Consider the following 25890-nt stretch of genomic DNA (forward strand, 5'->3'; position numbering starts at 1 on the left):
TTGCCATATACCTTGATGCCCCCGATAAGCCCGACGACAGCGCCGATGGCGTAGATGAGTTTCGTCGCCGGGTCAAAGTATGAAGTGACCATGCTGGTGGCTTCGGTGATGCCCGCCATACCGTTGCCTTGTGCGGACGCTGAGATGTTTGCAGCCAGCAGAAGGGCTGCGAGAATGATTTGTTTTTTCTTCAATGTCTTTGTCATAATCGTTTCTTTTTTGTGCCTCCGGGTTGGATAGTCCCTTTGGCGGTTGATACTTGTTTTACTTCTTGCGGCTTTGGATGAAGCCGGCTTGTGGATTTAGTGGTTCGGTGGCAAGCCGGGGTTTAGCCGTAGTCGATTTTCTTTTTTCGCATCATTGTTTCGTTTTACTTGTTATACAAAATCACGGATATTGAAATCCTCAATATTGTCCGGCACGTTTGGGACTGTAGTCCGTACCGCCGTCGGGGTCGGTTCCTTCCGTATGGTGGCGGAAACGCTGTCCATATAGAAGTCCATCAGTTCGTTCAGTTTCCTGCGGGTCGCTTCCGAACTCTTTTCTATCATCGCGAACAGCTCGTTACCCTTCATGTCGCAGAACACCATCCCGGCGTGGCGGCGTTCCTCCATTGTGGCTGCCGGTTTCTTTACCGTCCGCATGGCAAGGTCGATGTCCTCGAAGGTGAAGCCGCTTGCCTCATGGGGTTCGCCATCGTAATCCTCATTCCCGTCATATTCTGCCATGTCCGACACGCGGCTGTCGCTGAATGTTTCATCAAGTTCGTCATCGGGCACTTGGCGTGACGGCTTGTTTTCCGGTGCTTGTCCTCCGTCGGTATCCGTTTCATCGGCAAAGGTAACGTCCTTTTCTTCCACCGCCTCGGCTTCCACGGAAGTGGCAGCTTCCGGCACTGTGGTGTCCTTTTCTGTCCCAATCCAGTCCGATATTTTGAACTTGCTCCTGCCCACGACATCGGGCGGCGGTTCCTGCCGTTTCCGGTCTGTGTTTTCTTGACTGCCGGCCTTCTGCCGTTCCTGCTGCTCCCATGTCAGATAGAAAAGTATCCACAGGTTGCACATCATCATCAGGACAATCAGGAACGTCACCATCGGCTTATCGTTATCTGTTCGACCATCCCGTGGCTCTTCTTCCCATGCAGGGTTTCCAGTTCAGCCCTGTGCTGTTCAAGGTGTTCGGTGACAATGCTGTCTATGTAACCGGATATGGTTGTCCCTTGCCCTCCCGCCATGCCTACGATCCGCTTGACGGCTTCATGGTTCTCGCGGCTGATGTACACCGCCTTCTGTGCGGTTCCTTCCGGCCTGCGCCCGTTGAGGTACTTGCCCGCATAGGCTTCTTCCTTTCCCTTGCGTCTGAAAATGTTGATGTTCAGTTTCATGATTATTTTCTTTTGAGTTAGAAAATCGGTTTGCTTAATTCATACAGTTTGGTCATCTCATCCTTGTGGCTTGCGAAATGCTCTGCCAGTACATTGTCTATGTAACCGGATAACGTAATCTTGTTCTTCCCGATAATATGGACAATATGTTGTATCCGCTCGTGGTGTTCGTCACGGATATAAGCTGTCTTACATGTGCGGGCGGTAAAGTCCGCACTCTTCAGGTATGTATAGATGTAGTTTTTTACTTTTTCCACCTCACTCGCATCTTGCGCGATACCTGTTCCTGAATTTTTTTTCTTGTCTATTTTTCTTTCCATTGTCATTTTTGCTTTTAATGTTAATAAACGTCTTCATAATTCTTTTTGTAGAGCCTGCGTATCACTTCCTCTTTCTCGCGGAAATGTTGTTCCAACACACGGTCCACATAGACTGACAGCGAAATCCCGTTTTTCCCGATGACCTGTACGATGCGCTGTATCCGCTCATGGTAATTCTTACGGATATAGGCAGTCTTGCCTGAACATATGGGAGTTTTCGGCGCATGTAGGAAGAGTTCCATATATTCCTCTTCCTGTATGGTTTCTTCCTTTTTCGCCTTTATTGACGGTTTCTCCGTTGGTCTTGTCACCTTGTCTGGGGCATTTTCATCCGTTCCAGCATTTTCAGGGGCGGCGGACGTGGGCATTTCTGGACGGAACGAGTCCAGAAACTTGCCGGGATCAATATCGACATCAAGTTTTTTAGCCATGCGTCGGGCGCTTTACGATACCGAGTATTTCTTCCGCAAGGTCATCGATGCCGCTACCTTTCGCCAGTGCTTTGTCTGGTGGCAGCAGCGTGGAACGGAAAAACGGGCGGTCGCCTTCTTCCGAACCTTCCTTGCGGAAACGCTTGCTGTCCGGCAGGCTTGTCTTCAGCGTTTCCAACCCCATCCCGGCAATCACTTTGTCATAGATGTCGTACAGGTCGGTTTTCTCGCGTTTGTCCACCATATTCCACAACAGTCGGATACCTTTGATGTTCGACTTGCCAGTGGTGATCAGCGTGTCATTGATAATGCTTGCATACTTCAGCGAACTTTCCATGATGAATCGGTCGGCGGCTATAGGACAGAAAATGTAATCCATGGTCGCCACCGTCTTGATTAATCCGAGGTTGTTCACCGTACCCGTCAGGTCGAAAAAGATGAAATCGGGCGGTGTCGCCGACTCAATGAAGGGCTTGACCGTTTCTATCGCATTGTCGGGTCGGCTGCCCACAATCGGGTAGGCACGTTTGCCGATGCGCTTGAACTGGTCATATGCCAGCTTGCGCAGGTACGGGTTGCGCTCGATGTTCTTCAGGTCACGCTCGCGCATGTCCTTAATGCTGAACTGGGGAAAGTCGCAGTCCACGACTACCACGTCGTACCCTTTCACGTAATACAGGTAACTCGCCATCAGTACGGTGAGTGTCGTTTTGCCGGCTCCTCCCTTCTGGGTGGAGAAGGCGATGAACAAAGGTTCTTTTTTCATTCTTCTTTTTTTAATTGTTAGACATCGGTTTATTGCAGGTCGGCATATATGCCATTTCGCAGACTTGTTCATTTGCACATTTGCGGCTTTGCTTGTATGCTCATGAGGTTACTCGCTTGCTTGCAATCTAATGTGCCTGCTTGCGTTTCCGCCTGTACGCTTGCGTGCCGGCAGGCAGGCACACAGGCAGGAGGGCAGACAGGTGCAAGGATTTGCACATTTGCGGATATGCCTGTACGGAAATAGGCAGGCTTGCCGACCTTTCTGCCTGCAAAGTAAAGGGCATTTTTCCATATCCGTATCGTTTTGGAGTTTGGTGGCAGCTTCTGGCAGCAAGTGGTAGGGAGTGGCTTCGTTCTTGTCACGTTTTCAAGGGCTTAAACGCCCTACCTTTGTACCCAAGCGGCAGGGCAATGCTCCCGGCGCGTACCGCAGCCCCCGGCTCCGTCCTTCTTTTGGGCAGCCGGAGGGTATCGGGCGACCGATACCTTTATGGGATTGTTATAACAGGTATATCCCCAATCCGTCTGCTACGGATTTTTGTGTCCTCTAAGACACAGCAAGGTATGTTTCGAGTTACCCGAAACCTTGCGGGTTACTCCCGCAAGCCTTGCCCCTGAAAGGGGAAGGGGGCTTCCTCTCCGAAGTCGGGAAGCCTGTTTCCTACCTGCGGCACGTGTGCCGGAAGCTGCGCTTATGCCGTGAAACCACTAAATCCATAGTAATAATGAACAGAGAACGTAAGAAAGGGGGAAGACACCCCAAGTTGGAAAAGAAAACGCACCATGTGATGCTGCGTTTCAACGACGAGGAATGGCTCAGGTTCCTCGCCATGTACGAACAGACGGAGGTGAAGGCAAAGGCGGTGTTCGCCAAGGCACGCATCTTCGGCGGGGAGTTCCGTGTGTTCCGGGAGGACAGGACGCTGGTGGAATACTACGCCAAGCTGTCCTCCTTCCATGCGCAGTACCGCATGATAGGCAACAACTACAACCAGGCCGTCAAGGAGCTGCGCTGCCATTTCTCCGAGAAAAAGGCGATGGCATTGCTCTACCGGCTGGAGCGATGCACGAAGGAACTGGCGGCATTGATCCGCCAAATCGTGGAACTGACAAAGGAGTTCGAGGAACGATGGTCGCAAAAATCAGTTTAGGGAAATCGTTGTTCGGGGCATTGGCGTACAACGGGGAGAAGATTAACAAGGAACAGGGCAAACTGCTCGGCACGAACAAAATCTTCGACGGCTGTTCCGGCAGGATGGACATCAGCCGCGCCATGCAGGACTTTTCGCGCTACCTCTCGCCCCACGTGAGGACGGAGAAGCCCGTCATGCACGTATCGCTCAATCCGCATCCCGACGACCGCCTGACGGACATGGAACTGGAGGGCATTGCGCGTGAGTACATGGAACGGATGGGGTTCGGCGAACAGCCGTACATCATCTATAAACACGAGGACATCGACCGCCACCACCTGCACATCGTGACCATCCGCGTGGATGATAACGGCAGGTGCATCAGCGACCGCTACAACTTCCGCAGGAGCCGGGAGATTACCCGTGAACTGGAACGCAAGTACGGCCTGCACCCCGCCGACCGCAGGCAGCACCGCCATGACAACCCCTTGCGGAAAGTGGACGTTTCGCAGGGCGACGTGAAGCGTCAGGTGGCGAACACCGCCAAGGCGGTCATGGCGACCTACAAGTTCCGGACGATGGGCGAATACCGCGCCCTGCTCTCCCTCTACAACGTCACGGTGGAGGAAGCCCGTGGCAACGTGGACGGGCGCGAGTATCACGGGCTGGTCTATGCTGCCACCGACGATGCCGGGAACAAGGTTGGCAATCCTTTCAAGGCATCCCGTATCGGGAAGTCCGTCGGCTATGAAGCTGTGCTGCGCAGGTTTGAATTTTCCAAAGGGCAGATCCGCGACAAGCGTCTGGCGGACAGGACACGCAAGACCGTCGCCGCTGCGCTCGCCCAGACCTACCGTAAGGAGGAGTTCATCGACCTGCTTCGCGCAAAGGGTGTGGATGTGGTGTTCCGCCACACGGACGAGGGGCGCATCTACGGGGCGACCTTCATCGACCACCGCACGGGCTGCGTGCTGAACGGCTCGCGCTTGGGCAGGGAGTTTTCTGCCAACGCCTTGCAGGAGCATTTCACCCTGCCGTATGCCGGCACTCCGCCGATACCGTTCACCATTACGGAGGACACGCCACAGGCAGACATCCGTTCCTATGAGGAACACGACGAGGGGCACTCCACCGGCTTGGGGCTGCTCGGTGGCGATGCGTCGGGCGCACAGGCCCAGGAAGCCGCCTTCGAGCGTGACCTTAAACGCAGGAAGAAGAAACGCCGCAAGGGTTTGGGGCTGTAATTTATCCCTTCGCAGGGCATAGGGGATGAGGTCGGACTTCATCCTACATCAAGTCCGGCCTCATGTACCATGAAGTCCGGGGTGATGTATGCTCACCTCCGTACCGTGCCTTGCGGAGATATTGTTCAACTTAAAAACAGAAACAGATTTATGTCACAACAGGAAGACGATTTGAGGGCATTGGCGAAAATCATGGATTTTCTGCGTGCCGTAAGCATTTTACTGGTGGTCATCCACCTTTATTGGTATTGTTACGAAGCCGTAAGGCTGTGGGGCATCGACATCGGCGTGGTGGACAGGGTACTGTTGAACTTCGACCGCACCGCAGGATTGTTCCGCTCCATCCTTTATACGAAACTTTTTGCGTTGGTGCTGCTGGCACTCTCGTGTCTGGGCACGAAGGGGGTCAAGGAGGAAAAAATCACGTGGGCAAGGATTTGGACGGTGCTTGCAGCAGGGCTGGTGCTGTTTTTTCTGAACTGGTGGATATTGTCCCTGCCGTTGCCCGTAGAGGCAAACGCGGCATTGTACACCGCCACCGTTGCGGCGGGCTATGTCTGCCTGCTGATGTCCGGCACATGGATGAGCCGCCTTCTGCGCACCAACCTTATGGAAGACGTGTTCAACGTGGAGAACGAGAGTTTCCAGCAGGAAACGCGGCTCATCGAGAACGAGTATTCAGTGAACCTGCCCACACGCTTCTATTACAGGAAGAAGTGGAACAACGGATATATCAACGTAGTAAACCCGTTCCGTGCGTCCATCGTACTGGGCACGCCGGGCAGCGGAAAGTCGTATGCCGTGGTAAACAGTTTTATCAAACAACAGATTGAGAAAGGTTATTCAATGTATATCTATGATTTCAAATTCAGCGACTTATCGACTATTGCCTACAACCACCTGATGAACCACCCGGAGGGGTACAAGGTCAAGCCGAAGTTCTACGTGATAAACTTCGACGACCCGCGCCGCTCGCACCGCTGCAATCCCATTCACCCCGATTTCATGGAGGACATCACCGATGCCTACGAGAGTGCCTACACGATAATGCTCAATTTGAACAAAACTTGGGTGCAAAAACAGGGCGACTTCTTTGTGGAGTCTCCGATTATCCTGTTTGCCGCCGTGATATGGTTTTTGCGCATCTACAAGGATGGCAAGTATTGCACCTTTCCCCATGCCATCGAACTCTTGAACCGCCGTTACGAGGACGTGTTTCCTATTCTCACCAGCTATCCCGAACTGGAGAACTACCTTTCCCCGTTCATGGACGCATGGCAGGGCGGTGCGATGGAACAGCTTGCCGGACAGATAGCGTCGGCGAAGATACCGCTATCCCGCATGATTTCCCCGCAGCTCTATTGGGTCATGTCCGACAGCGAGTTTACCCTTGACATCAACAATCCCGACGAGCCGAAGATACTCTGTGTCGGCAACAATCCCGACCGACAGAACATCTACGGTGCGGCATTGGGCTTGTACAATTCGCGCATCGTGAAGCTCATCAACAAGAAGGGCAAGCTGAAGTCGGCAGTGATTATTGACGAGCTGCCCACCATTTACTTCAAGGGGCTGGACAACCTTATCGCCACCGCCCGAAGCAACAAGGTGGCTGTCTGCCTCGGTTTTCAGGACTTCTCGCAGCTCAAGCGCGACTACGGCGACAAGGAAGCCGCCGTAGTGATGAACACGGTGGGCAACATCTTCTCTGGTCAGGTGGTGGGCGAGACCGCCAAGACCCTTTCGGAGCGTTTCGGCAAAATCTTGCAGAAACGTCAGAGCATCACCATCAACCGCGAGGACAAGTCCACCTCTATCAACACGCAGATGGAGAGCCTTATCCCGGCAAGCAAGATTTCCACGCTCACGCAGGGTATGTTCGTCGGTGCGGTGGCGGACAACTTCAATGAGCGCATCGAGCAGAAGATTTTTCATTGCGAGATAGTGGTGGATGCCGAAAAGGTGAAGCGCGAGGAACAGGCTTACAAGCCCATCCCCGTCATCACGGACTTTACCGATGCCGACGGCAACGACCGCATGAAGGAGATGATTCAGGAGAACTACAACCGCATCCGTGCCGAGGTGCGGCAGATTGTCGCCGACGAGTTGCAGCGCATCCAGTCCGACCCCGAACTACAACATCTGTTGCAGAACAAGTAATACACCACAGGCGAAAAGAGGAAAAGGTAAAATATTATTCAACCTTTTCCTCATTTTCTTTAAGAGGTATGTGGACAGGCGTCGATGGATATTCTCCTTTTCTCAACATTTCTACTAATGAGTTACGAGAAATTCCAAATGAGTCTGAAATATAATGTAAGTGTGGCTGACTCCCTTGTAGCCCCGCCTCTTGTCCTTTAAGTCCTTTAAATGTTTGCAAGAAACAATGCCAATGTTCATCATTGTCTAATATTCTTGCAATCAATACGTCGGCTTGTTCTACAACTTGTTTCATCTGCCCTTCAGTTAAAGTTGTTTTTCCATAATATTCCACTGTACCATCTTCTTTAACATGAATAAATTTAGGAAGTTCATCTTTATTTACAGATGACGGGGCTCCTTGATAGTGATAATGGCTAAAACTATATCCTTTATTTTCAGCTTGTGCAAAAAGTGCCCCTAATTGGTCATATGTAAGATTTGCTCCCTTTAGTAATTTAATTTGCTCCTTCTTTTTCATAGGTTTTTCCAAAATTTCAGTAAAGCACGTAGGAATTTCTTTGTGAGCAAATGAATCAAAATTTTGATTAGCAAACTCCTTGGCTTTTTGCATAATATAATTAGAATCATATGATGTTACAAAGCCTAAATAATGACGAACCATTTCTGATAAAACATTATATATGGATTTTGTATGAAAAGAAACCATACATTCACGAAAACTAACATTTTCTACCTCGTCCATAGAATTTGCTATTAACGATTTATCTTCTTCTTCTTGTTGGTAAATTTCCGTTGCCATAGCTATATATCATTTTAATATAAATATCATCATAAATGAAAAATGCCCCCAAAAAGTTAGTTATCTTCAACTTTTATGGGAGGCTTATTGTCTGTTGCTTTTGTCTTGCTATTCGGTACGCAGGAGTATCAGGTCGAAATACATCAGCCGGGTGTGCATGGGCTGCATGGCTGTTCCCTCTTTCGCCGTCCGCCTGCCGTGCAGGAACGTCCATTCCTCTTCCTCCGTGGCGAACAGGAACTTGAAGCCGTTGCGCAGGTAAAAGTCAAAGACCTTGGGACGGTTCAGTGCGTCCACCACTACATAACGGCATCCCGTCTTGTTCAGCGGCTCGATGAACCACGACTTGATGGCATCCAGCAACTCGTCGCCCACGTGGAGTCCTTTGTAGTCCTCGCTGACGGCAAGCTGTCCTACCAGCACCGCAGGGTATTGCGGGCGGCGTTTCTCGTTGGGTATGTTGCGGTTGAGCTTGTTGCGGCGGCTGTTCGGGAGCAGGTCGGCACGGATGCTCGAATTGGCTACGGTGAAAGCTCCGACGATGCGCCGTTCCTCTTGTTCCACGAAACAATAGGACTTGCCGAGAAGCTGGTAAGCGTAATCAGCATACTCTTTCGTGAAGAACTCGGTTATGTCCTTGTCCTCGCATGAGAAACCGCCGCACTCACGCAGCACCTCCTCATTCAGTTCGCAGAACTCGCAACGCTCCAACATACCGTACTATCCCTCCCGATACAGTTTGGAACGCTTCAGAATGGAGCGCATTTTCGCCACCTGCTTCGTGAAGTCTATGGAACCGCGCCTTTCTTTTGCGTTGCGGTCGGCTTCCTCCACGAAACGTGCCGCAGCTTTGCCGCGAAGCACCGGGATGGGTTTGATTTCTATTGCCATAATATATAGTCTTTTGATTTCCCTGCAAAGGTACGGCTTTTCCGCGAGAAAACCTAACATATTCACGTATATTGCGTTATGTGGGGCGAAAAGCCTTTTCATCTCCTCATCCGCTCCCGTTCCTCGTCCAACAGCATCCGCTTGTTCACCTTCTCCGCGGCGCGGTCAAGGAAATAGGTGCGGCTCTCGTTCTTGCGCATCTTGATGTCGCCAAAGATGTTGTAGCAGCCTTTCGCCTGCACGCCGAACACCTTGTAGAAGTAGGCGGCAATCTCCTTGAGCGAAGCCTCTCCACCGTTGATGCAGCGCATCTCGCTGACGCCATAGATAAGTTCCACGAGGTCGGAAGCCTTGCCCGTCCACCGCATGGGCGGGGCATCGGCAGGCGTATCGTCTTTCTTTTCATCTTTGGAGGGGATGGAGGATAGTGGCGGCACTTGGCTGTGTGGCATGGAAATGTGCTTCAGCATCTTGCGCACGAAGGCGAGGGCTTTGCGCACGTACACGCTGTGGTGGGTTCCCGTATCTTGCAGGGCTTTGTGGTATTGCAGTTCCGTTTCCGCATAGCTCAACGCGGGCAGCGGATGGCAGGGGGTTGCGGCTCCCGTGCAGAGCGAAATGACCGTTGCCACGAACTCGTCGTATGCCGCACTCAGCCCGTTGCGGCTGTCAGGGTTGTCTATCAGGCGGAAGAACTCCGTTTCTGTCAATATGAGATGTTCCATTTGCTTTCAGTTTTATGTTGTTACACTTGGATTGAAGTGTGCGCACATAAAACTATCGGGCAAACGGCAGTCCAACGGATGGAATTTTTTGCGGTTTGTTTTGCAAGTTGCTGGTAAACAGCAGACATATTTGATAAAAATAAATTGGAATACCCAAATTCAGCCTTTCGGAAGTGTTCAGATATTGAACACGTGTTCATAATCTGAACACTCTTTTGAGCAGGGAGGTGTTCACTTTCTGAACAGTCGCACCCTCATTCTTGCGGTACACGGCTTTCAGCGAACCGTCCTTGTATGTCTTTGTCTCGTCCCGCATCCATTCGCTTTCAGGCAAATCTCCAAGGAACAGGCGGCAGCCGTTCCCGGCAATGACGGGTATCGTGCAGAGGATGATTTTGTCCAGCAGGTGCATCCTTGCCATGCCGTTGATGATGCTTGCGGTAGCGGTGTTGGCTTCTATGAAACAGGTGGTGTCGGACTTGTCAAGCACCAACGTGGTAAGGGAAGTGTATTCGGAGAGCGGACGGGCGGTTTCTTTCATTCCGACAATGCCGAATCTGTCCGGCGTGTCGGTTTTGGCAAGCCATTGCTGCGCTTTCCCTGAACTGTCCGCAAGGCATCCGTCCATCGTGAGGACGGCGAATAATATGACTTTTCCCATCGGTCTCTTTTTTAGTGGTTGCGACCGAAAGCCGTCATACGAAAATAGCGTGCAAATCACACTACTTTCTGGTGACGGCTCTGGACTGCCTCTACGGAATGTACGTGACTGCACGCTATGCCGAGGCATAGCATAAGCATCACGCAATCGCCTTCCATAGTTCCAATTGTCCAGATTTTCACCAGATGCGCCTTGCGGTCTTATTCTATACTATATTTTCATCGGACGGATTTTTTTACTTTCCGCACCCGACTTTTCTCAAATGTTGCTACAAAGGTAATGCAAGTTTAGGGCAGAACAAAACAAATCAATTGTTTTTTATGCCGAAACGCCGCTTACCTTATCGAAAGGTAGCCTTTTTCCTGTAATTCCTTTCATCTTTTTACTGTTTTCTATTCTATCCCGTATGCTTTCAGCTTGTTGTACAGCGTGGTGCGCCCGATGCCGAGCAATGCTGCCGCCAACTTGCGGTTGCCCTTTGCCTGTTCCAGCGCATGGATGATTTGTTTCTTCTCCATGTCGTCCAAAGCCAGCGAAGCGTCATCCGCTATCGGTATTTCATCGAACTCCAACGTGTCTGCCGTGACCGTATCGCCTTCGGTATGCAGCACCGCCATGCGCACGACCCGTTTCAGTTCCCTCACGTTGCCGCCCCATGCATAGGCGAGCAGTTGTTTTCTTGCTTCCGCATCAAAGCCTTTCACCTGCCGGTCAAGTTCCTCATTGGAGAGTTTCAGGAAGAAATCTGCCAAAGGCATGATGTCCTCACGGCACTCACGCAGCGGCGGTATGTTCAATGTGTATTCCTTTATCCGATGGAACAAATCCTGACGGAAACGCTTTTCGGCGATGGCTGCCTGCAAGTCCTCGTTGGTGGCGGCGATGATGCGCACGTCAGCCTGCTTGTCCTTGCTGCCTCCCGTGGGTCTGTACCGTTTGGCTTCCAATGCGCGGAGCAGCATCTGCTGCACTTCCGGCGGAAGGTTGCCTATCTCGTCGAGGAACAATGTGCCTCCTGCGGCTTCCTCCCAGAATCCCTGTTTCTTGCTTTCGGCTCCCGTGAACGCCCCTTTCTCATGCCCGAACAGGGTGGAGGAGGCAAGTTCCTTTGAAAGCAGACCGCAGTCCACAGCGACAAAGGGCCCCGCCGACCGTTTGCTCATCGTATGTATTTTCTCGGCGATGTGTTCCTTTCCCGTTCCGCTTTCGCCCAATATCAATACGCTCATGTTGGTTGGGGCGACCAGCCTTATCTTGCGGTCTATCTCCCGGAAAGCCGCGCTCTGCCGCTCATGGATGGGCGTATCGTGCCGCTCCATCCTTTTCCGCAAGGTTTTCAGGAGCGGGAAGAGGTTGGCTTCAATCAGCTTTCTCGGGATGTAGTCCTCTGCGCCCTGCTTCATTGACCGGACGGCGGTGGGCACCTCGTCATAGTCGGTCATGACGATGTAGGGATTGTTCCTGCCCTGTTTCCGCAGTTCTTCCAGCAGACTGATACCGTCACCGTCATTCAAGCGCAGGTCAGCCAGAATGATGTCATCTTCCCTCATCTTGGCAAACAGTTTCCGTGCGCCGTTGCAGGTGGAGGTACTGACGCTTGGGTATCCCTTGCTTTCCAGCAGGCGGCATACAAAGTCGGAATAGATGATGTTGTCCTCCACTACGATTACCCGTCCCATCTTTCCGCCTCCTTTCTTGCCGAATCAACAATCAGTCTGCACTGTGCCAGTACCGCATTTACGGCGGATTGCACCTTTTCATCCGGTATGTCCTCCTTGTGGATTGCCTCGTACAATGCCGCCAACGGTTGCTCCGCCTTTATCAGCATCCACGAGCTTCTCAGGTGATGCACCCAGTAATCCAATGCTTCCATGTCCCCCGCTTCCGCCGCCTTGCGCACTTCGTCCATGTCGGATTGTGTAGTGGCCGCCAGCTTTTCCAACGTGCGCCGCTTGTCGCCGAAGGCGAGCAGGGATGAGAGGTCTATGCTGTTTGCTTTGTTCCGTTTGATGCAGCTTTCCGTCACCGCCAGCAGTTCGTCTATGGAATAGGGCTTGTACAGCACGGCGGCAAAGCCTTTGCCCGTCAGTTCTTCTTTCTCCACATAGCCTCCGGCGGTGGCTGCCACTACGGGGATGGTTTGTGAGTTGCCTATTTCCGATGTGCGCAGCAGTTCCAGCACCTCGTAGCCGTTCACCTCCGGCATTTTCAGGTCGGTTATCAACAGGTCATAATCTTTTGTGCGCATCAGGTCTGTCAGTTCTCCTGCTGTCTGGCAAGTGTCGCAATCCACACCGTTTTGCCTGTACATCTCTTTCATCATGTCCAGCAGCATCCCGTTGTTGTCTATCGCCAGTACGGAGCAGTCGGACAGCGTGGAATGTCCGACGTTCGTCTTTTCGGCAGCCGCCATTTCTTCCGCCTTTGCCAACGGCAGGCTGACGGTGAAGCGGCTTCCCTTGCCCGGCTCGCTTTCCACCGTGATGTTCCCTTTCAACAGCTTTACCGTGTCGGCTACGATGGCAAGCCCCAGCCCGAAGCCGTCCTCCGTCACGGCGTTGCCCAACCGCTCAAACGGGATGAATATCCGCGCCTGCTGTTCTCCGGTCATGCCCGTGCCGGTGTCTTCCACCGTCAAAGTAAATATGCCGTTCTTGTAGCCGGTGCTTAATGTGACTGTACCGCTTCGGGTGAACTTGATGGCGTTGGAGAGCAGGTTGCCGCCAATGCTTATAATCCGGTTCCTGTCGCCGCTTACAATCTCGTCCGTTTCACTTGCTGTCTTGAAGTTGAGTCCTTTATTCTTCGCCAATGTAGCAAACTCCGTTTCCAATGTTTCGGCGATGGAGCGCAGTTTGAAAGGCTTGACGCTTGGCGTTTCCTTGCCGCTGTCCAGCCGGAAATACACCAAAAGGTTGTTTATCATTCCCGCCATGCGCCCGACGGCATCCCCGATGGTCTGTGCGTGGCGCATACGGTTGTCTGCCTCCGTGTCGTTCAGCAGCAGCTCGGCGTTGCCGCCGATGACGGTCAGGGGAGTGCGCAGTTCGTGGGTGACGTTCTGGATGAGATTGCGTCGCAGCTTGATTAGCTTCTCGTTCGTATCATTGCTCTTTTGCAGTTCAGTGATAAGGCTTTCCCGTTTCTTCCTTTCGTTGCCGCTGCGTTTCATTTCCCGATGGATGGCGAGGTAGGACAAGAACAGCAGGACAATGGCGGCGGATATGGTGATAGTGAACAGCCGCACGGACAATGCCTGTGCTTCAGCTATCTTCCGTTCCCGATGTCCGAAGGCGGTCTGTGCCTGCGTGTCGAGGTCGCGTATCAGCCGCTCCAGTTCCCTGTTCAGCGTCCGGTTGCGGATGCGCAGGCTGTCGGCATAGGCTTTCATCTCAGCCGCCTGTCTCTGTTGCATGGCGGTTAGGCTGTCGCTGAAGGCGTGGAGTTCCCTGGCTGAAGGCAGTACCTGTACGGTCTTCTTGCCGCCGAAGAAGCCGGCCAGTCCGTTTTTCTTCTGTTTTATGGTGCGGACACGTGTCGCCCTACGTGCCACTTCGGGCAGGTGGTTTACCAAGAGGCTGTCCGCCTCTTCCTGCCGCTCCATTGCTTGCATGATGTGCCGTAGCTGGGTTTCCTTGTCCGCCAAGAGGGAGCGGAGCGTGTCTATTTGTGCCGGGCGCACGTATTCACGACAGAGCGGTTTCATGGCTTGCAGCAGGCTGTCGGTGCGCAAGAGCTGGGTATGGTAATGGTGGTAATCCGTTTCGTCCCAGCCAACAACACCCTCGCCCAGCAGCGCAAGCCGGGTGATGCGCTGGTGGGTGTCGCTGATGACACGGCGCACTTGCCGGATGGTTTCCGTGTCGGCTTCTATTTCCCTGATGCGTTTGCGCTCATGCACCAAAATAGAAACCATGCTTATTCCGATAATAAACATGACAACATATCCGAATGTAATCTTTTCTTGTAACCTCTGTTCAAATTTCATATATCTTTACACCTTGCGCTTTCGGTTAGAAAATGACATCTATTGCCGATTGCAGAATCTGATGCGTTTTGAAGCTGACCAATATTCCGTCAATATCAAAAATATTGCTTTAATCATTATTTTTTTAGCATTATATTAAGCTCATAGCTAATCTATACGTTATAAAGGCTATCATCCATGCCACACAAATCGTATAGACGGCGGAAGATACAGCCCATTTCCAACTGCCGCTTTCTTGTTTAATGGCTACAAAAGTGGCTATACAAGGAAAATAAAGTAGTACAAATACCATATAAGCAAGTGCGGCAGCAGAAGAGATGTTCTTTTGCAGAGCTTCTTGCAAATTAATGTTATTGTCGGCTTCTTCGTTTTCTGCACTGTACATGACGCCAAGCGTACTTACCACCAGTTCCTTTGCCCCGATACCGGATAAAACACTGGTGCTCATTTTCCAGTCGAAGCCCAAAGGCTCGAACAGGGGTTCGATGACCTTGCCGATATGTCCAATGTAAGAGTTTTCCTGTTGCTCGGCAGCTGTAGAATAGCTGTCATGACGAGGAAAATATCCTAAAAACCAAATGATAATGGAACAAACCAATATGATGCCGCTCATTTTATGTAGGTATTGTTTGCCTTTTTCCCACGTGTGTCGGAAAACGGATTTTACCGTAGGTATCCGATATGGAGGAAGTTCCATTACGAAAGGCAGGTCTTCTTCCTTGATGAACCACCCTATGATGTGCGCCGAACATACCGCCACAAGGATGCCCAACACATAAAGCCCTAATAAAACCATGCTGGCATAATGGGGAAAGAATAGTCCTGTCATCAAGATATAGAGAGGCAAACGTCCAGTACACGACATGAATGGAATGACGAGCATGGTTATCAGCCGGCTTCTCCGGCTCTCGATGGTGCGTGTTGCCATCACAGCCGGGACATTGCAACCGAATCCCATGATCATAGGGATGAACGACTTGCCGTGTAATCCGATGCGATGCATGATTTTGTCCATAATGAAAGCGGCACGTGCCATATAGCCCGAATCTTCGAGCAAGGAGATGAATAGGTAAAGTATCATGATGTTGGGAAGGAACACCAATACGCTGCCTACGCCGCCGATAATGCCATCCACCACCAAGTCTTTTAGCATCCCGTCCGGCATATATGTGGAAATCCAATCACCGAATTGCCCTACGAACCATTCAATCCATTCCATCGGGTATTCGCCCAAAGTAAATGTACCTTGAAAGATCAGATAGAGCAGGAAGAAAAACAATGGGAATGCCAACCAACGGTTAGTGACAATTGCATCAATTTTGTCTGTTTTTGTCCGTTTGGATGGCTCTTTCGAGGACGCAGGGCAATAAGTCTCTTTCAATGCGCCTTGGATAAATGCATATTTTGCATCCACAATGGCAGTTTCCATAGAAGTATGTAGCAATCCGTCTATGCGTTTCTGTTCTTCAAAACGGGTCGTAATGACTTCATCTCGACAAGGAAGGCTTTCCACTACATTCTCGATGTCCTTGTCCCTCTCCAAATACTTGATGGCAAGGAAACGGGTAGAATATTTGTGGCGGATGCCCTCGTCGCGTTGGATAAGCAATTGAATGCGGCGGATGCTCGTTTCCAGTTCTTCACCGTGGTTGATGTGGATGTGCCTGCACAATATAGGCTGCTTCTTTTCATACACATGGATGATGGTGTCGAATAATCGGTCTATTCCTTCTCCCGTCCTGCTGATGGTTGGAACAATTGGGACGCCCAATAATTGCCCAAGTCGTTCTGTGTCCAGCTTGTCACCTCGTTCTTGAAATTCGTCATACATATTCAAGGCCATCACTACCCGTAAGTCCATATCAATGACCTGTGTCGTAAGATAAAGGTTACGTTCCAGATTGGTACTGTCCACCACATTGAGGACTATATCCGGGATTTCTTCTACAAGGCTTCTGCGTACGTAAAGTTCTTCGGGACTATACGCCGAAATGGAATATGTGCCTGGCAAATCCACCAAGGTGAACCGATAGCCGCCATACTCGAATGTCCCTTCCTTGGCATCTACGGTCACACCGCTATAGTTCCCGACATGTTCGTGCGCACCGGAAGCGATGTTGAACAAGGATGTTTTTCCACAATTCGGATTGCCGACCAATGCCACTCGTATCGAATGATTCCGTTCGGCCGCCATGCGTTCCATTTCTTTTTCAAGAAATGGAACGTCATCACAATGAGAGGCATCAATAGAGAGTTCCTGACTTTGCTTATGTACAAAGTTCTTAGCTTCTTTTTCACTCACTACTTCGATGTTGTCCGCCTCTTCCCGCCGCAGCGAAATCTTGTAACCGATAATCTCATATTCTATCGGGTCTTGCAACGGCGCGTTCAATATGACTTTTACCCGTTTCCCGAATACAAATCCCATTTCAGTTATCCGTTTTTGGAAACTGCCACGACCATATATCTTGACAATTATCCCGTTTTCGCCCGTATGTAAATCAGATAATCTCATTTTTGCTACTTTTAATATAAAAAACGAACGGTACTTTCTGAAGAATTCAAGCACCGTTCAAGATTTTACACCAATACTCCTTTCGCCTTGTCAATGGCTCAATTTATTTTATTCAAAGCCGTATTTATACTATATCCTCTATTTTGACGGCTCTTTTGAGTTGTCCTTTGTCTTATGGAACGGTGTCACAGTATATCCTAATTTACGAATGGCTGTTTTCAGTTTGTCAGGCGTAGTCTTGTCCTTGCGGTATTCGATGGTGACGGTTTTTTGCGGGAGGTTAACGTCCAGTCCGGTTACCCCTTTCTCGAAAGAAATGTTATCCTCAATGCGTTTTTGACAGTTTTCACAAGTCATTGACACGAGGAATGTCACTTCTGCCTTCTTGTTTTCTTTCACGTCCTTTGCCGAAACGCCGGATGACAATCCCAGCAAAAACAGGGCTGTCAGCATGATTGTTTTTGTTCTCATTGTCTTCTATTTATTTTTAGTTCTGTTTGTTACATCTTGGGTATGTTGTAGCGGATGCCCGCATAAAGTTTGTAGCCCATTGTTGGTCCCCATACCATTGTAGCGTCAAAATCCGGGCTGTACGGGTCTCCTGCCGATACAATCGGGTTCTTCTGCTTATAGTTTGTCAGGTTCTCTCCACCCACATAGATGCTCCACCGGCGGAAACGGCGCGTAACTTGTGCGCTCAGTTGGGTGTACGACGGGAAGGTGCTGCCCCATAACGGACGTTCCGCATCGGGTGTCGGCATACGTCCCCCGCCATTGAACTGGACAGTCACATCGAACTGCCATTTCTTCAACGGCGTTTCGTATGATGCCGTAACCAAAGCTTTGTAACGGCTGGTGAGCGGTTTGCGCAAGGTCTTGCCGCCATACGTGCATTCCACGTCCATCCAGCGGTAGGCTCCCAGCAGGGTGAAACCACGGAACAGCGGATAGGTGGCGTCTATTTGGAATACGCTGGAAGTGGATTTGCCGTCCAAGTTGTAGAAATAGATGCTGTGCGCATTCCTGTCCATATCGATTACCACCTGATTTTGAAAATCCGTATAGAACCATTCCGCGTTTACGGTCAGTTCCTCGCCTTTCACCGGAATATGGAAAGACGCGCTGATGCCGTAGTTCCACGCTTCTTCCTGATGCAGGTCGTCAGCGATGTGCCACGTGCGGCTGCTTGCGAGCAGGTAACTGTTTTCGGGAAAGATGAAGGTGGTGCGGTAACCCTTTCCGGCGGAAGCCCGCAAGTCGAGCCAGGGGGCAGGCGCATACTTGAGGTGCATACGGGGAGTGACGAACCAATGGTGCAAGGTGCTGTAATCGGCGCGCAGTCCCAGCATCCACGTGAAATTCTCCACAGGTGTCCACGTGTATTCAGCGTATGCACCCGCCACGCTCTCGCTTACGTTGCGTTCCTGCGGACGGTAACGCTCGATGACATTGCCCCGTTGCGCATAGTTGTCCCAGTTGTAGTTCAATCCTGCCGCCAACTTATGCCTGTCGCCAAATTCGCTTTCATAAAGCAGGGAGGCATAGATGTTCGATTCATATACGTTATATATCTTGTCCGCATAGTTCGATTGCTGGTCGTGGTACGAGCCTGACGCGATAACCGCTACACTTTCATTCCGGTCTTGATTGATGATGAATCCGTTTTTTGAGAAAAGCTCCACACGGTTAGCATCGTTATGAATGGTATAGGGAGCAAAATCTTCGTCACCGTGTAAGGTGTGGGAGGTCTGTCCGCTTGTACGGCGGTCTGCGAGTACCTTAATGCCCGATTGCGACACGAACTTGGGTGTCTGGTAGTGCCAGCGGTTCATTACGCTGAACGCCTGCATTTCCGGCATATCCAGAAACGTGTCCTTGTTCTTGTCGTGCGTCCGCTTCTCATTGTAATAGTTCAGGAACAGGGCGGTAGAAAGGCGGTCGTTCAACTCTACGGCTCCCACGGCATTTCCTTCGTAACGCCCCGTACTGCTGGCGAAAAGATTGACCAGCAGCGGATCCGCCACTTTCGGTTTCTTATATTCCACGTCAATCTGCCCCGTCACGGACTCGTAGCCGTTCTTCACCGAAGCCGCTCCTTTGGAAACCTGTATGCTTTGCATCCACGGTCCCGGAATGTAGTCCAGCCCGTAGGTGGAAGCCACGCCCCGCAGGTTCGGGAAATTCTCCGTGAGCATTTGCACATATGTACCTGCCAGTCCAAGAAGCTGGATTTGTTTGGCTCCCGTCACGGCGTCGCTGTAGGCAACGTCCACCGAAGGGTTCGTCTCGAAACTCTCCGAGAGGTTGCAGCAGGCGGCACGTGTCAGAGCTTGTGAAGTCACACTTTCCGTATTCAGCACATTGCTGCGGTTCTTGATTGTTCCGATGCCTCCTGCCGTGACGACCACCTCTTCCAGTTCAGTACTCTGGCTCATCACCAGAATCTGTACGTCATCGGGACGCTCCATTGTGTAGGTAAGGGTGTTGAAGCCTACGTAGCCGGCTTTCAACTCCCTCACCTCCTCCGGTATGGAAAGCTCGAAATAGCCGTCCTCGTCCGTAACTGCCGTATGCTTGTCGGCATCATACACATATGCACCGGGCAAAGGCGTTCCCTCCTTGTCAAGCACATAACCTTTGACCGTCCTGTCCGAAGCCCAAAGGTTCGCGCAGCTTATGCAGGAAAGGAACATCCATACTAAAATCTTTTTCATAAATAAGTCTTCTTTTATTTTTCCGTGTGCAAAGTTAAACGGCAAGCCGGGTCGGGCTGTTACATTATTATGGATACGATTTATATCTCGTCGAGCGGTTTCAGTTTATGTCCTTTCATCGCCTTGAATTGTGTGGGAGACAGTCCCGTCTGCGCCTTGAACTGCGCGCTCAGATGAGCCACACTCGAATAATGCAGTTTATCCGCAATCTCGCTGACAGTCAGTTCGTCATAGACAAGCAGCTCTTTCACCAGCTCAATTCGTTGCGCAAGATAATACCGCTCGATGCTGATGCCTTTCATCTCAGTGAACAACTTGCTGAGCGCGCTGTATTCCTTGCGGCATTTGTCCTGCAGATAGTCTGACAAGTTCATCTTCTCCTGATATTCCGGATGGCGCACGAACTCAATAACGCCGATACGAATTTGCTCGATAACGCGCATCCGCTTGTCATCAATCACCTCAAAGCCGTTTTCTTCAAGCCTGCGGCGGATGCAGTCTTTCTTTCCTTCCGGAATAGGCTCAGACAGCACGACTGTACCCAGTTCAACGCTGGCAGGCATGATGCCGTTCTCCTTAAAGATATTGGAAACGGTCAGGATGCACCGCCTGCAAACCATATTTTTGATATAGATAGTGTTTCCTTCCATAATATCTGTTGTTTATTAAATAGGCATTCGGGTTACAAAACATATTAAAATTAGCGTGGCATAAATACCCAACGCTTTAACGCATGGTAAACCCCGTTCTCGTCCACCGGCTCCGTCACATAATCCGCAACGGCTTTCAGTGCTTCATTCGCGTTTCCCATCGCCACTCCAATGCCTGCCTGCTTGATAATTGACATATCATTGCCTCCATCGCCAAGTGCCATTGTTTCTTCCGCTTTGATGCCTTGATGCGCTGCGATAGCCAGAAGCCCATTTCCCTTGTTTACATTCTTTGCCGTGATGTCGGCAAAGTCGGGATACCAACGGCTGGACTCGCAGCCCTGCAACAGCGGCATCAACCGTTCTTCTTCATCTTTCGGAATCACCGGAGTGAGTTGTAGGATACGCTGCCGGAGGACAGGCTCTATCGGGACATCCGTCTGCAAATTGTGGACATCCAGCATCTGACGGAATATGCGGTCGGCACATGCATTGTTGCGGTACATGGCCAAGTCTTTCTCGCCGACCACCATACAGGCAAAGTCCTTTTCGTCTGCCCACCTGATAACGGTACGGACATCTTCATCGGGTATGGGCTGGCAAGAGATGACTTTGTTCCCCACAAAGCAATAAGCTCCGTTGGCGGTGATGTAGCCGTCCACCAGATGCTTGATTCCGTCTATGTTGTTTATTAGCGGGAAAGGACGCCCTGTAGAAATATATATTTTGATGCCTTGCATTTTTGCTTGTACAATGGCATCTATTGTTGATTGCGGAATCCGATGTGTCTTGAAGCTGACCAATGTTCCGTCAATATCAAAAAAATATAGCTTTTATCATTATGCAATCTGTTTTTATTCTCATTAATAATAGTTATTTTATGTAGAAGAATAGATCAACAATCTCCATACTTGATGCTTTCAGTCCGTCAATCACAATAACTAATGAAAAGCCATTCTTCTATGCAAAATCCAATACAAGCTACTTTATTAAAGTCAATTGTTTTTCTACCAATTATGTATTACATACGTGTTATTATACGCACACAATTTAGCTTATAAAACAAACAAAAGCCAAATCCATTCCGATAATATGTATTTTAAAATATTAAGATATTTTTTTATCCGTAACCTTTGATCAATTCTTATTGTTTGCTTCACATTGGGAAAAACTATTAAACGGTTACTTATAAAACCTAATAGATTATATTATAGTTTACCTAACTCTTGCCAGTGGTGTCTGACTTTCCACGACTGCATCACCTAATTCCACTAATATCTCATATTCCAATGGAAGCAAAATATCCACTCTCGAACCGAATTTTATAAACCCGGCAGTCGTGTTCTGTTCCGCCTCGTATCCCAGTTTTATATAAGACACAATCCGTCGGGCAATAAATCCAGCAATTTGGCGGAAAAGTATCAAATGACCTTTTGCATTCTCACAACAGTTGTCGTATGTTCATTATCTTTAGATGCTTTTGGTAACCAAGCTACAAGATAACGCCCCGGATGATATTTAACGTATTCTATTGTTCCACCTACAGGATACCAGTTCATGTGAATATTGGTCAGCGACATGAAGACCGATATTTGCAGCATTTCACGATGCAGATATTCATCCTCCATCACCTTTTCAATCACCACGACACGGCCGTCGCAAGGCGCAAAGACCAACGACGGGTCACTGATACGGATACGTTTCGGTTCCCGAAAAAAAGTAATGATATAAAGCCAGAAAACGACCAGCAATACAGTACAGAGCTGGAATATAATCGTACTGCGATTGTTGACAAACAGGTAATAAAACAACAGCCAGCATGATAGGAAAATGATTCCTGAACCCCAAATTATCCGATACCCTTCCTTGTTTATTTTCATATTTTCCGATTAAAAGTCTCTATTTGTAATAGTATGTCCCATCAGGATTTGATTCTGACTGCTTCAGAAAGCGTTTCATATACCTCCTCACCGTGCACCATCTTCGTCACCTCTTCGGCAAGGCGCATCTGCATGGCTTTCGATGAACTGTCCTTGGTGTGAACCTCGACAAGAGCGGCAATATCTTCCTGTGTCAATGTGGTGAATATCTTGATATAACGGCAGGCATCCGTGTAGCTGACATTCAGCCAGAAATTGAAAAATTCGGCAGGAGAAGTATATCGGGCATCCAACCATATATTTCCGGATTCCGTTTTGCCGAACTTTCCTCCGTCGGCTTTGGTGATAAGAGGGCAGGTCAAGCCATAGGCTGCATTCCCGCTGATACGCCGGATAAGATCCGTTCCGGAAGTGATGTTTCCCCATTGGTCGGAGCCGCCCAACTGTAATTTGCAGTTCTTCGTCTTGTTCAGATAATAAAAGTCGTAGGCCTGCAACAACTGGTAGCTGAACTCCGTAAACGAAAGACCGTCACGAGCCTCTCCATTGAGACGCTTCTGAACCGAATCCTTCGCCATCATATAGTTAATGGTAACCCGATTGCCTATCTCCCGTAAAAACTCAAAAAAAGAAATGGGCGTCAGCCAATCGTAGTTGTTTACGAGTTCTGCCCGGTTGGGTATCTCGGAATCAAAATCAAGAAACCGCGACAACTGTTTCTTGATGCAGCTTACATTATGCTGCAAAGTTTCCATACTCAAAAGATTCCGTTCGTCGGATTTCCCCGACGGGTCACCAATCATTCCGGTCGCCCCGCCGACAAGCACCAACGGCTTGTGACCGCACTTTTGGAAATGACGTAAAATCATCACTCCACACAAATGTCCTATGTGGAGTGAATCGGCAGTAGGATCGACACCTAAATATGCTGTTACCTGTTCCTTTTCAAGAAGTTCCTCTGTGCCCGGCATCAGTTGGTGCAGCATGCCGCGCCATCTCAATTCATCAACGAAATTCATAGTGTCTCATAATTTGATGGTTTCTCCGTCTGCCGGAATAATCAGTTTCTCTCTCGATATGCCTGCCTTGTCTGCCTCATTGCGAAGAATGCTGCGTGTTGTCTGGCAATGGTCGATGGCATCCATGTGGACGGCAATGAACCGGCATTTAGCTGGCGACTCCTCAATCATGCGTACCACGTCCTTTTCATTCATAGTCAGAGTTCCGAACGTCGGCGAAAGTGCGGGTATGATTGCGCCTCCCGTGTTGATGATAACCCAATCAGGCTGGTATCGCTCTATATTCGCTTTGATTTCGTCCGTCCACAAACAATCGCCGACAATATAAACAGTCGGTTGGTTTTCGGCTTGCAGCACGAAACCTGAAACCTCTCCCATCATCTCCTTGATTGTACCTTTCCCATGCTCGCCTCCGGTACGATAAACCGTAAGTTCTCCAACTGTAATCTTATCATTGATGATTTCAGTGTTGGTCATACCGAACTCATTCAGAAAAAACACGCTATCGGCAGGCTGAACGTATAATTTCAGCGTATCACCCATCGCAGCGGCGGCAGGTTTGTCGAAATGGTCGAAGTGGGAGTGCGAAGCAAGCACGAAATCAACATCATTCATGATCTCCTCGACTGACATTGTAAGATGTACGGTCGGATTTTTGTTTGTACCAATTACTGATTTCAGTTTTCCTTTTTCGGAAAGCATCGGATCAATAAGAAAAGTCTTTCCTCCATACTCAATCTTCAATGTCGCATTTCGTATCAGTTGAATTTTATTTGTTGATTCTATTATTTCTTTTGTGCTATTTGTGCATGACATAAGTGTTGCTATCGCCATTATAAATATTAAAATCTTTCTCATACTTATCTTAATTCTATATTAAATCTATCTGAAATCTGACTACGGATGTTCTCCTGAATTTGATTTATTTCATCGTTCAGCAAGGTTCTGTCATTAGAGCGATAAATTATTCGATATGCCAAAGATACCTTGTATTGTTTTTGAAAGCGGTCGATTACGCTGACACTTTCTATCAAATCACCGCCTAGTTCGCGAACAATCTCGCAAAAATCATTGTGCTCAATCCATAAACCTTCTTGATTTTCGACAAAACCATTCACCCAAAAAGAAATATCTCTTTGCACGAACGGATACTTCGAGTAAACTTTCTGACCACTTCGTCAAGATTGTCAAAAATTTCATACCCTTTAAAGTATTGTTGTATATGTTTTTTAAACATACAAATCGGATGATTGGGATTATTATGAAGTTTCCACTTCCTTTTTTCTTCGATGGATTTTGTAATGTTATTCTTTCCCATAATATAAACTACTATAAATTATTGTTCTATTTCGTTTGCAAAGGTCAGGATATTTTTCTTTGTAAACTCTATCAAATATACCAAACGAACTATCAATTTGATAAATCCATTTGCGATTCACGCTAGAAAGCACTATATTTGCAAGCAAACAAGTAGTCTATGACACGAATAGCAAACCTCACAGAAATACGTTTCAACAAGGCAGAATGTGGCGTGAACTTTCTCATTAATACAGGAACTGGGATGGAACATCTACAGTATTATACCTCAGATAAAGAATATATAACCGATTTCTTCGAGTTTATCTTTTTCGAGGAAGAAGGCGGACACGTGTGGATAGAACATAAGTGTTACGATGTGATGCCTAACAGTATCGTTTTTCTTTCGCCTTACCAACGACATAGATGGCAACTGGAAACAGATGTTAATTTTTTTCGATTTCTAATTTTCCAAGAAGATTTCCTACACAACTTTCTTGCGGACAAATACTTTACTTATAGGTTACTTTATTGTTACCCAAATGACACTCCTCCTTTTCTTATTGTTTCCCAAGAGGATATGCAACGATATATTATGTTTCTCAAAGAAATCAAACAGGAATTACGACGTACCATTAGTGACAGTGAGCAAATACTGCGCTCGTTACTTTTTTACTTGTTATTACAAATTAATCGCTCGTATGCTACTACCTACGGCTTGCCTACATGCAAAGTACGAAACAACTATGCTTATCAGTTCAGGCAATTGTTAGAGAAACATATCCACACGAAACACAGAGTAAATGACTATGCGGAATTAATCGGTATCACACGTATTACGCTGAACAAAGCTGTAAAGGAACAATTCGGAACAACCGCTACGGAAATGCTTCGGAAACGCCTACTATTAGAAGTGAAAAATGAACTGCTCGATACTACAGGTACAGCATCCGAAATAGCCTATCGCTTGAACTTTCCCGAACCGAATCATCTGATGCGTTTCTTCAAACAAATGACAGGACAGACTATTAGTGAATTTCTAGCTGAAGTAAATAAAAAAAATAATAATTATAGTTCGTCGTTATAAATGCCAAAAACAATCTCGAATGTTCACATTCGTTGGATAGGCATCATCATTAAATAACGAAACCTATAATCAGTTCGAATAATCATTTTCATGGGCATACTTACCGCTTGATATGTAGTAAAATTATGTTTAATCCTATTTCCTTTCTATTTCTCTTATCGAAATGATAGAATACTACAATAAATTGGTAGAGTCTACTTCTTGTAATGCACGTACCTTTGC

General features: G+C 48.8%; 25 protein-coding genes and 2 pseudogenes. 4 read left to right on the plus strand and 23 right to left on the minus strand.

Features of this window, described 5'->3' with window-relative positions; translation table 11 throughout:
* The 6 genes from B5F34_RS15345 to B5F34_RS15370 all read right to left on the minus strand — a co-directional run.
* Positions 1-206, minus strand: a 206-nt coding sequence (locus tag B5F34_RS15345) for a DUF4134 family protein (protein WP_087340699.1), incomplete at its 3' end; no start/stop codon positions are given.
* Positions 207-377: 171 nt separating this feature from the next.
* Positions 378-1094 (minus strand): conjugal transfer protein TraD, encoded by a 717-nt coding sequence (locus tag B5F34_RS15350; protein ID WP_072541324.1) that lies wholly within the window; start codon positions 1092-1094, stop codon positions 378-380.
* Complete coding sequence (locus B5F34_RS15355; protein WP_072541325.1) at positions 1088-1384, minus strand: DUF3408 domain-containing protein; 297 nt, start codon at positions 1382-1384, stop codon at positions 1088-1090. The genes B5F34_RS15350 and B5F34_RS15355 overlap by 7 nt, the downstream gene beginning before the upstream one ends.
* Before the next feature lie 17 nt (positions 1385-1401).
* Entirely contained in the window at positions 1402-1704 is a 303-nt protein-coding gene (locus tag B5F34_RS15360; protein WP_072541326.1) for a DUF3408 domain-containing protein, read from the minus strand.
* Positions 1705-1724: 20 nt separating this feature from the next.
* The gene (locus B5F34_RS15365; protein WP_072541327.1) at positions 1725-2135 is read right to left on the minus strand and encodes a DUF3408 domain-containing protein; all 411 of its coding nucleotides are present in this window, start codon (positions 2133-2135) and stop codon (positions 1725-1727) included.
* Positions 2128-2901, minus strand: a complete 774-nt coding sequence (locus B5F34_RS15370; protein ID WP_072541328.1) for a ParA family protein — start codon at positions 2899-2901, stop codon at positions 2128-2130. Before B5F34_RS15370 ends, B5F34_RS15365 begins: the two co-directional genes overlap by 8 nt.
* 727 nt (positions 2902-3628) lie before the next feature.
* Here B5F34_RS15370 and mobA point away from each other — a divergent pair.
* The 3 genes from mobA (at position 3629) to mobC (ending at position 7440) form a co-directional block, all read left to right on the plus strand.
* Complete coding sequence (mobA, locus tag B5F34_RS15375) at positions 3629-4054, plus strand: conjugal transfer protein MobA (RefSeq protein ID WP_087247968.1); 426 nt, start codon at positions 3629-3631, stop codon at positions 4052-4054.
* On the plus strand, positions 4033-5280 hold the full coding sequence (gene mobB / locus B5F34_RS15380) for a conjugal transfer protein MobB (protein ID WP_087247966.1): 1248 nt from the start codon (positions 4033-4035) through the stop codon (positions 5278-5280). Before mobA ends, mobB begins: the two co-directional genes overlap by 22 nt.
* Positions 5281-5430: 150 nt before the next feature.
* Positions 5431-7440 (plus strand): conjugal transfer protein MobC, encoded by a 2010-nt coding sequence (gene mobC / locus B5F34_RS15385; RefSeq protein WP_087247964.1) that lies wholly within the window; start codon positions 5431-5433, stop codon positions 7438-7440.
* A gap of 34 nt (positions 7441-7474) precedes the next feature.
* Here mobC and B5F34_RS15390 read toward each other — a convergent pair whose 3' ends face one another.
* The 17 genes and pseudogenes from B5F34_RS15390 to B5F34_RS15460 form a co-directional block, all read right to left on the minus strand.
* The gene (locus B5F34_RS15390; protein ID WP_087247963.1) at positions 7475-8242 is read right to left on the minus strand and encodes a hypothetical protein; all 768 of its coding nucleotides are present in this window, start codon (positions 8240-8242) and stop codon (positions 7475-7477) included.
* Between the two features lie 108 nt (positions 8243-8350).
* Positions 8351-8956, minus strand: a complete 606-nt coding sequence (locus B5F34_RS15395; protein ID WP_087247961.1) for a GNAT family N-acetyltransferase — start codon at positions 8954-8956, stop codon at positions 8351-8353.
* A 6-nt stretch (positions 8957-8962) separates the two neighbouring features.
* A complete protein-coding gene (locus tag B5F34_RS17775) occupies positions 8963-9133 on the minus strand; it encodes a hypothetical protein (protein WP_164496631.1) in 171 nt (56 codons plus the stop codon).
* 98 nt (positions 9134-9231) lie between these two features.
* Entirely contained in the window at positions 9232-9858 is a 627-nt protein-coding gene (locus tag B5F34_RS15400) for an RteC domain-containing protein (RefSeq protein ID WP_087247959.1), read from the minus strand.
* Positions 9859-10054: 196 nt separating this feature from the next.
* Entirely contained in the window at positions 10055-10519 is a 465-nt protein-coding gene (locus B5F34_RS15405) for a hypothetical protein (RefSeq protein WP_204245626.1), read from the minus strand.
* A gap of 392 nt (positions 10520-10911) precedes the next feature.
* Positions 10912-12198: a sigma-54 dependent transcriptional regulator gene (locus tag B5F34_RS15410; RefSeq protein WP_087340700.1), complete on the minus strand. Its 1287-nt coding sequence runs from the start codon at positions 12196-12198 to the stop codon at positions 10912-10914.
* The gene (locus tag B5F34_RS15415; protein ID WP_239414068.1) at positions 12186-14507 is read right to left on the minus strand and encodes a hybrid sensor histidine kinase/response regulator; all 2322 of its coding nucleotides are present in this window, start codon (positions 14505-14507) and stop codon (positions 12186-12188) included. Before B5F34_RS15415 ends, B5F34_RS15410 begins: the two co-directional genes overlap by 13 nt.
* A gap of 130 nt (positions 14508-14637) precedes the next feature.
* A complete protein-coding gene (feoB, locus tag B5F34_RS15420; RefSeq protein WP_087247955.1) occupies positions 14638-17022 on the minus strand; it encodes a ferrous iron transport protein B in 2385 nt (794 codons plus the stop codon).
* Between the two features lie 138 nt (positions 17023-17160).
* Complete coding sequence (locus B5F34_RS15425; protein ID WP_087247953.1) at positions 17161-17493, minus strand: heavy metal-associated domain-containing protein; 333 nt, start codon at positions 17491-17493, stop codon at positions 17161-17163.
* Between the two features lie 29 nt (positions 17494-17522).
* Positions 17523-19736, minus strand: coding sequence for a TonB-dependent receptor (locus B5F34_RS15430; protein WP_087247951.1), 2214 nt, complete (start codon positions 19734-19736; stop codon positions 17523-17525).
* A gap of 80 nt (positions 19737-19816) precedes the next feature.
* Positions 19817-20386, minus strand: a complete 570-nt coding sequence (locus tag B5F34_RS15435) for an AraC family transcriptional regulator (RefSeq protein ID WP_239414070.1) — start codon at positions 20384-20386, stop codon at positions 19817-19819.
* Between the two features lie 50 nt (positions 20387-20436).
* Entirely contained in the window at positions 20437-21201 is a 765-nt protein-coding gene (locus tag B5F34_RS15440) for a Cof-type HAD-IIB family hydrolase (RefSeq protein ID WP_087340701.1), read from the minus strand.
* Between the two features lie 400 nt (positions 21202-21601).
* Positions 21602-21811 (minus strand): phosphatidylserine decarboxylase, encoded by a 210-nt coding sequence (locus B5F34_RS18090; protein WP_343211167.1) that lies wholly within the window; start codon positions 21809-21811, stop codon positions 21602-21604.
* The gene (locus B5F34_RS15445; RefSeq protein WP_343211168.1) at positions 21808-22266 is read right to left on the minus strand and encodes a phosphatidylserine decarboxylase; all 459 of its coding nucleotides are present in this window, start codon (positions 22264-22266) and stop codon (positions 21808-21810) included. The genes B5F34_RS18090 and B5F34_RS15445 overlap by 4 nt, the downstream gene beginning before the upstream one ends.
* 44 nt (positions 22267-22310) lie before the next feature.
* A pseudogene (gene tyrS / locus B5F34_RS15450) lies at positions 22311-23285 on the minus strand (tyrosine--tRNA ligase); the annotation flags it as partial.
* Between the two features lie 6 nt (positions 23286-23291).
* Entirely contained in the window at positions 23292-24143 is an 852-nt protein-coding gene (locus B5F34_RS15455) for an MBL fold metallo-hydrolase (RefSeq protein ID WP_343211169.1), read from the minus strand.
* A 2-nt stretch (positions 24144-24145) separates the two neighbouring features.
* Positions 24146-24430 (minus strand): annotated as a pseudogene (locus tag B5F34_RS15460) (hypothetical protein); the annotation flags it as partial.
* Positions 24431-24762: 332 nt separating this feature from the next.
* Between B5F34_RS15460 and B5F34_RS15470 the strand changes: the two are divergent.
* Positions 24763-25668, plus strand: coding sequence for an AraC family transcriptional regulator (locus B5F34_RS15470; protein ID WP_087247943.1), 906 nt, complete (start codon positions 24763-24765; stop codon positions 25666-25668).
* Positions 25669-25890 lie beyond the last annotated feature (222 nt).

The sequence above is a fragment of the Mediterranea sp. An20 genome (assembly GCF_002160055.1).
Classification (GTDB): Bacteria; Bacteroidota; Bacteroidia; order Bacteroidales; family Bacteroidaceae; genus Bacteroides; species Bacteroides avicola.

What these genes read in the sequence shown, in the direction of transcription:
- B5F34_RS15350 (WP_072541324.1), bottom strand. Translation starts at nt 1,094, where the DNA reads ATGGTGACGTTCCTGATTGTCCTGATGATGATGTGCAACCTGTGGATA.
- B5F34_RS15355 (WP_072541325.1), bottom strand. Translation starts at nt 1,384, where the DNA reads ATGAAACTGAACATCAACATTTTCAGACGCAAGGGAAAGGAAGAAGCC.
- B5F34_RS15360 (WP_072541326.1), bottom strand. Translation starts at nt 1,704, where the DNA reads ATGGAAAGAAAAATAGACAAGAAAAAAAATTCAGGAACAGGTATCGCG.
- B5F34_RS15365 (WP_072541327.1), bottom strand. Translation starts at nt 2,135, where the DNA reads ATGGCTAAAAAACTTGATGTCGATATTGATCCCGGCAAGTTTCTGGAC.
- B5F34_RS15370 (WP_072541328.1), bottom strand. Translation starts at nt 2,901, where the DNA reads ATGAAAAAAGAACCTTTGTTCATCGCCTTCTCCACCCAGAAGGGAGGA.
- mobA (WP_087247968.1), top strand. Translation starts at nt 3,629, where the DNA reads ATGAACAGAGAACGTAAGAAAGGGGGAAGACACCCCAAGTTGGAAAAG.
- mobB (WP_087247966.1), top strand. Translation starts at nt 4,033, where the DNA reads ATGGTCGCAAAAATCAGTTTAGGGAAATCGTTGTTCGGGGCATTGGCG.
- mobC (WP_087247964.1), top strand. Translation starts at nt 5,431, where the DNA reads ATGTCACAACAGGAAGACGATTTGAGGGCATTGGCGAAAATCATGGAT.
- B5F34_RS15390 (WP_087247963.1), bottom strand. Translation starts at nt 8,242, where the DNA reads ATGGCAACGGAAATTTACCAACAAGAAGAAGAAGATAAATCGTTAATA.
- B5F34_RS15395 (WP_087247961.1), bottom strand. Translation starts at nt 8,956, where the DNA reads ATGTTGGAGCGTTGCGAGTTCTGCGAACTGAATGAGGAGGTGCTGCGT.
- B5F34_RS17775 (WP_164496631.1), bottom strand. Translation starts at nt 9,133, where the DNA reads ATGGCAATAGAAATCAAACCCATCCCGGTGCTTCGCGGCAAAGCTGCG.
- B5F34_RS15400 (WP_087247959.1), bottom strand. Translation starts at nt 9,858, where the DNA reads ATGGAACATCTCATATTGACAGAAACGGAGTTCTTCCGCCTGATAGAC.
- B5F34_RS15405 (WP_204245626.1), bottom strand. Translation starts at nt 10,519, where the DNA reads ATGGGAAAAGTCATATTATTCGCCGTCCTCACGATGGACGGATGCCTT.
- B5F34_RS15410 (WP_087340700.1), bottom strand. Translation starts at nt 12,198, where the DNA reads ATGGGACGGGTAATCGTAGTGGAGGACAACATCATCTATTCCGACTTT.
- B5F34_RS15415 (WP_239414068.1), bottom strand. Translation starts at nt 14,507, where the DNA reads ATGAAATTTGAACAGAGGTTACAAGAAAAGATTACATTCGGATATGTT.
- feoB (WP_087247955.1), bottom strand. Translation starts at nt 17,022, where the DNA reads ATGAGATTATCTGATTTACATACGGGCGAAAACGGGATAATTGTCAAG.
- B5F34_RS15425 (WP_087247953.1), bottom strand. Translation starts at nt 17,493, where the DNA reads ATGAGAACAAAAACAATCATGCTGACAGCCCTGTTTTTGCTGGGATTG.
- B5F34_RS15430 (WP_087247951.1), bottom strand. Translation starts at nt 19,736, where the DNA reads ATGAAAAAGATTTTAGTATGGATGTTCCTTTCCTGCATAAGCTGCGCG.
- B5F34_RS15435 (WP_239414070.1), bottom strand. Translation starts at nt 20,386, where the DNA reads ATGGAAGGAAACACTATCTATATCAAAAATATGGTTTGCAGGCGGTGC.
- B5F34_RS15445 (WP_343211168.1), bottom strand. Translation starts at nt 22,266, where the DNA reads ATGAAAATAAACAAGGAAGGGTATCGGATAATTTGGGGTTCAGGAATC.
- B5F34_RS15455 (WP_343211169.1), bottom strand. Translation starts at nt 24,143, where the DNA reads ATGAGAAAGATTTTAATATTTATAATGGCGATAGCAACACTTATGTCA.
- B5F34_RS15470 (WP_087247943.1), top strand. Translation starts at nt 24,763, where the DNA reads ATGACACGAATAGCAAACCTCACAGAAATACGTTTCAACAAGGCAGAA.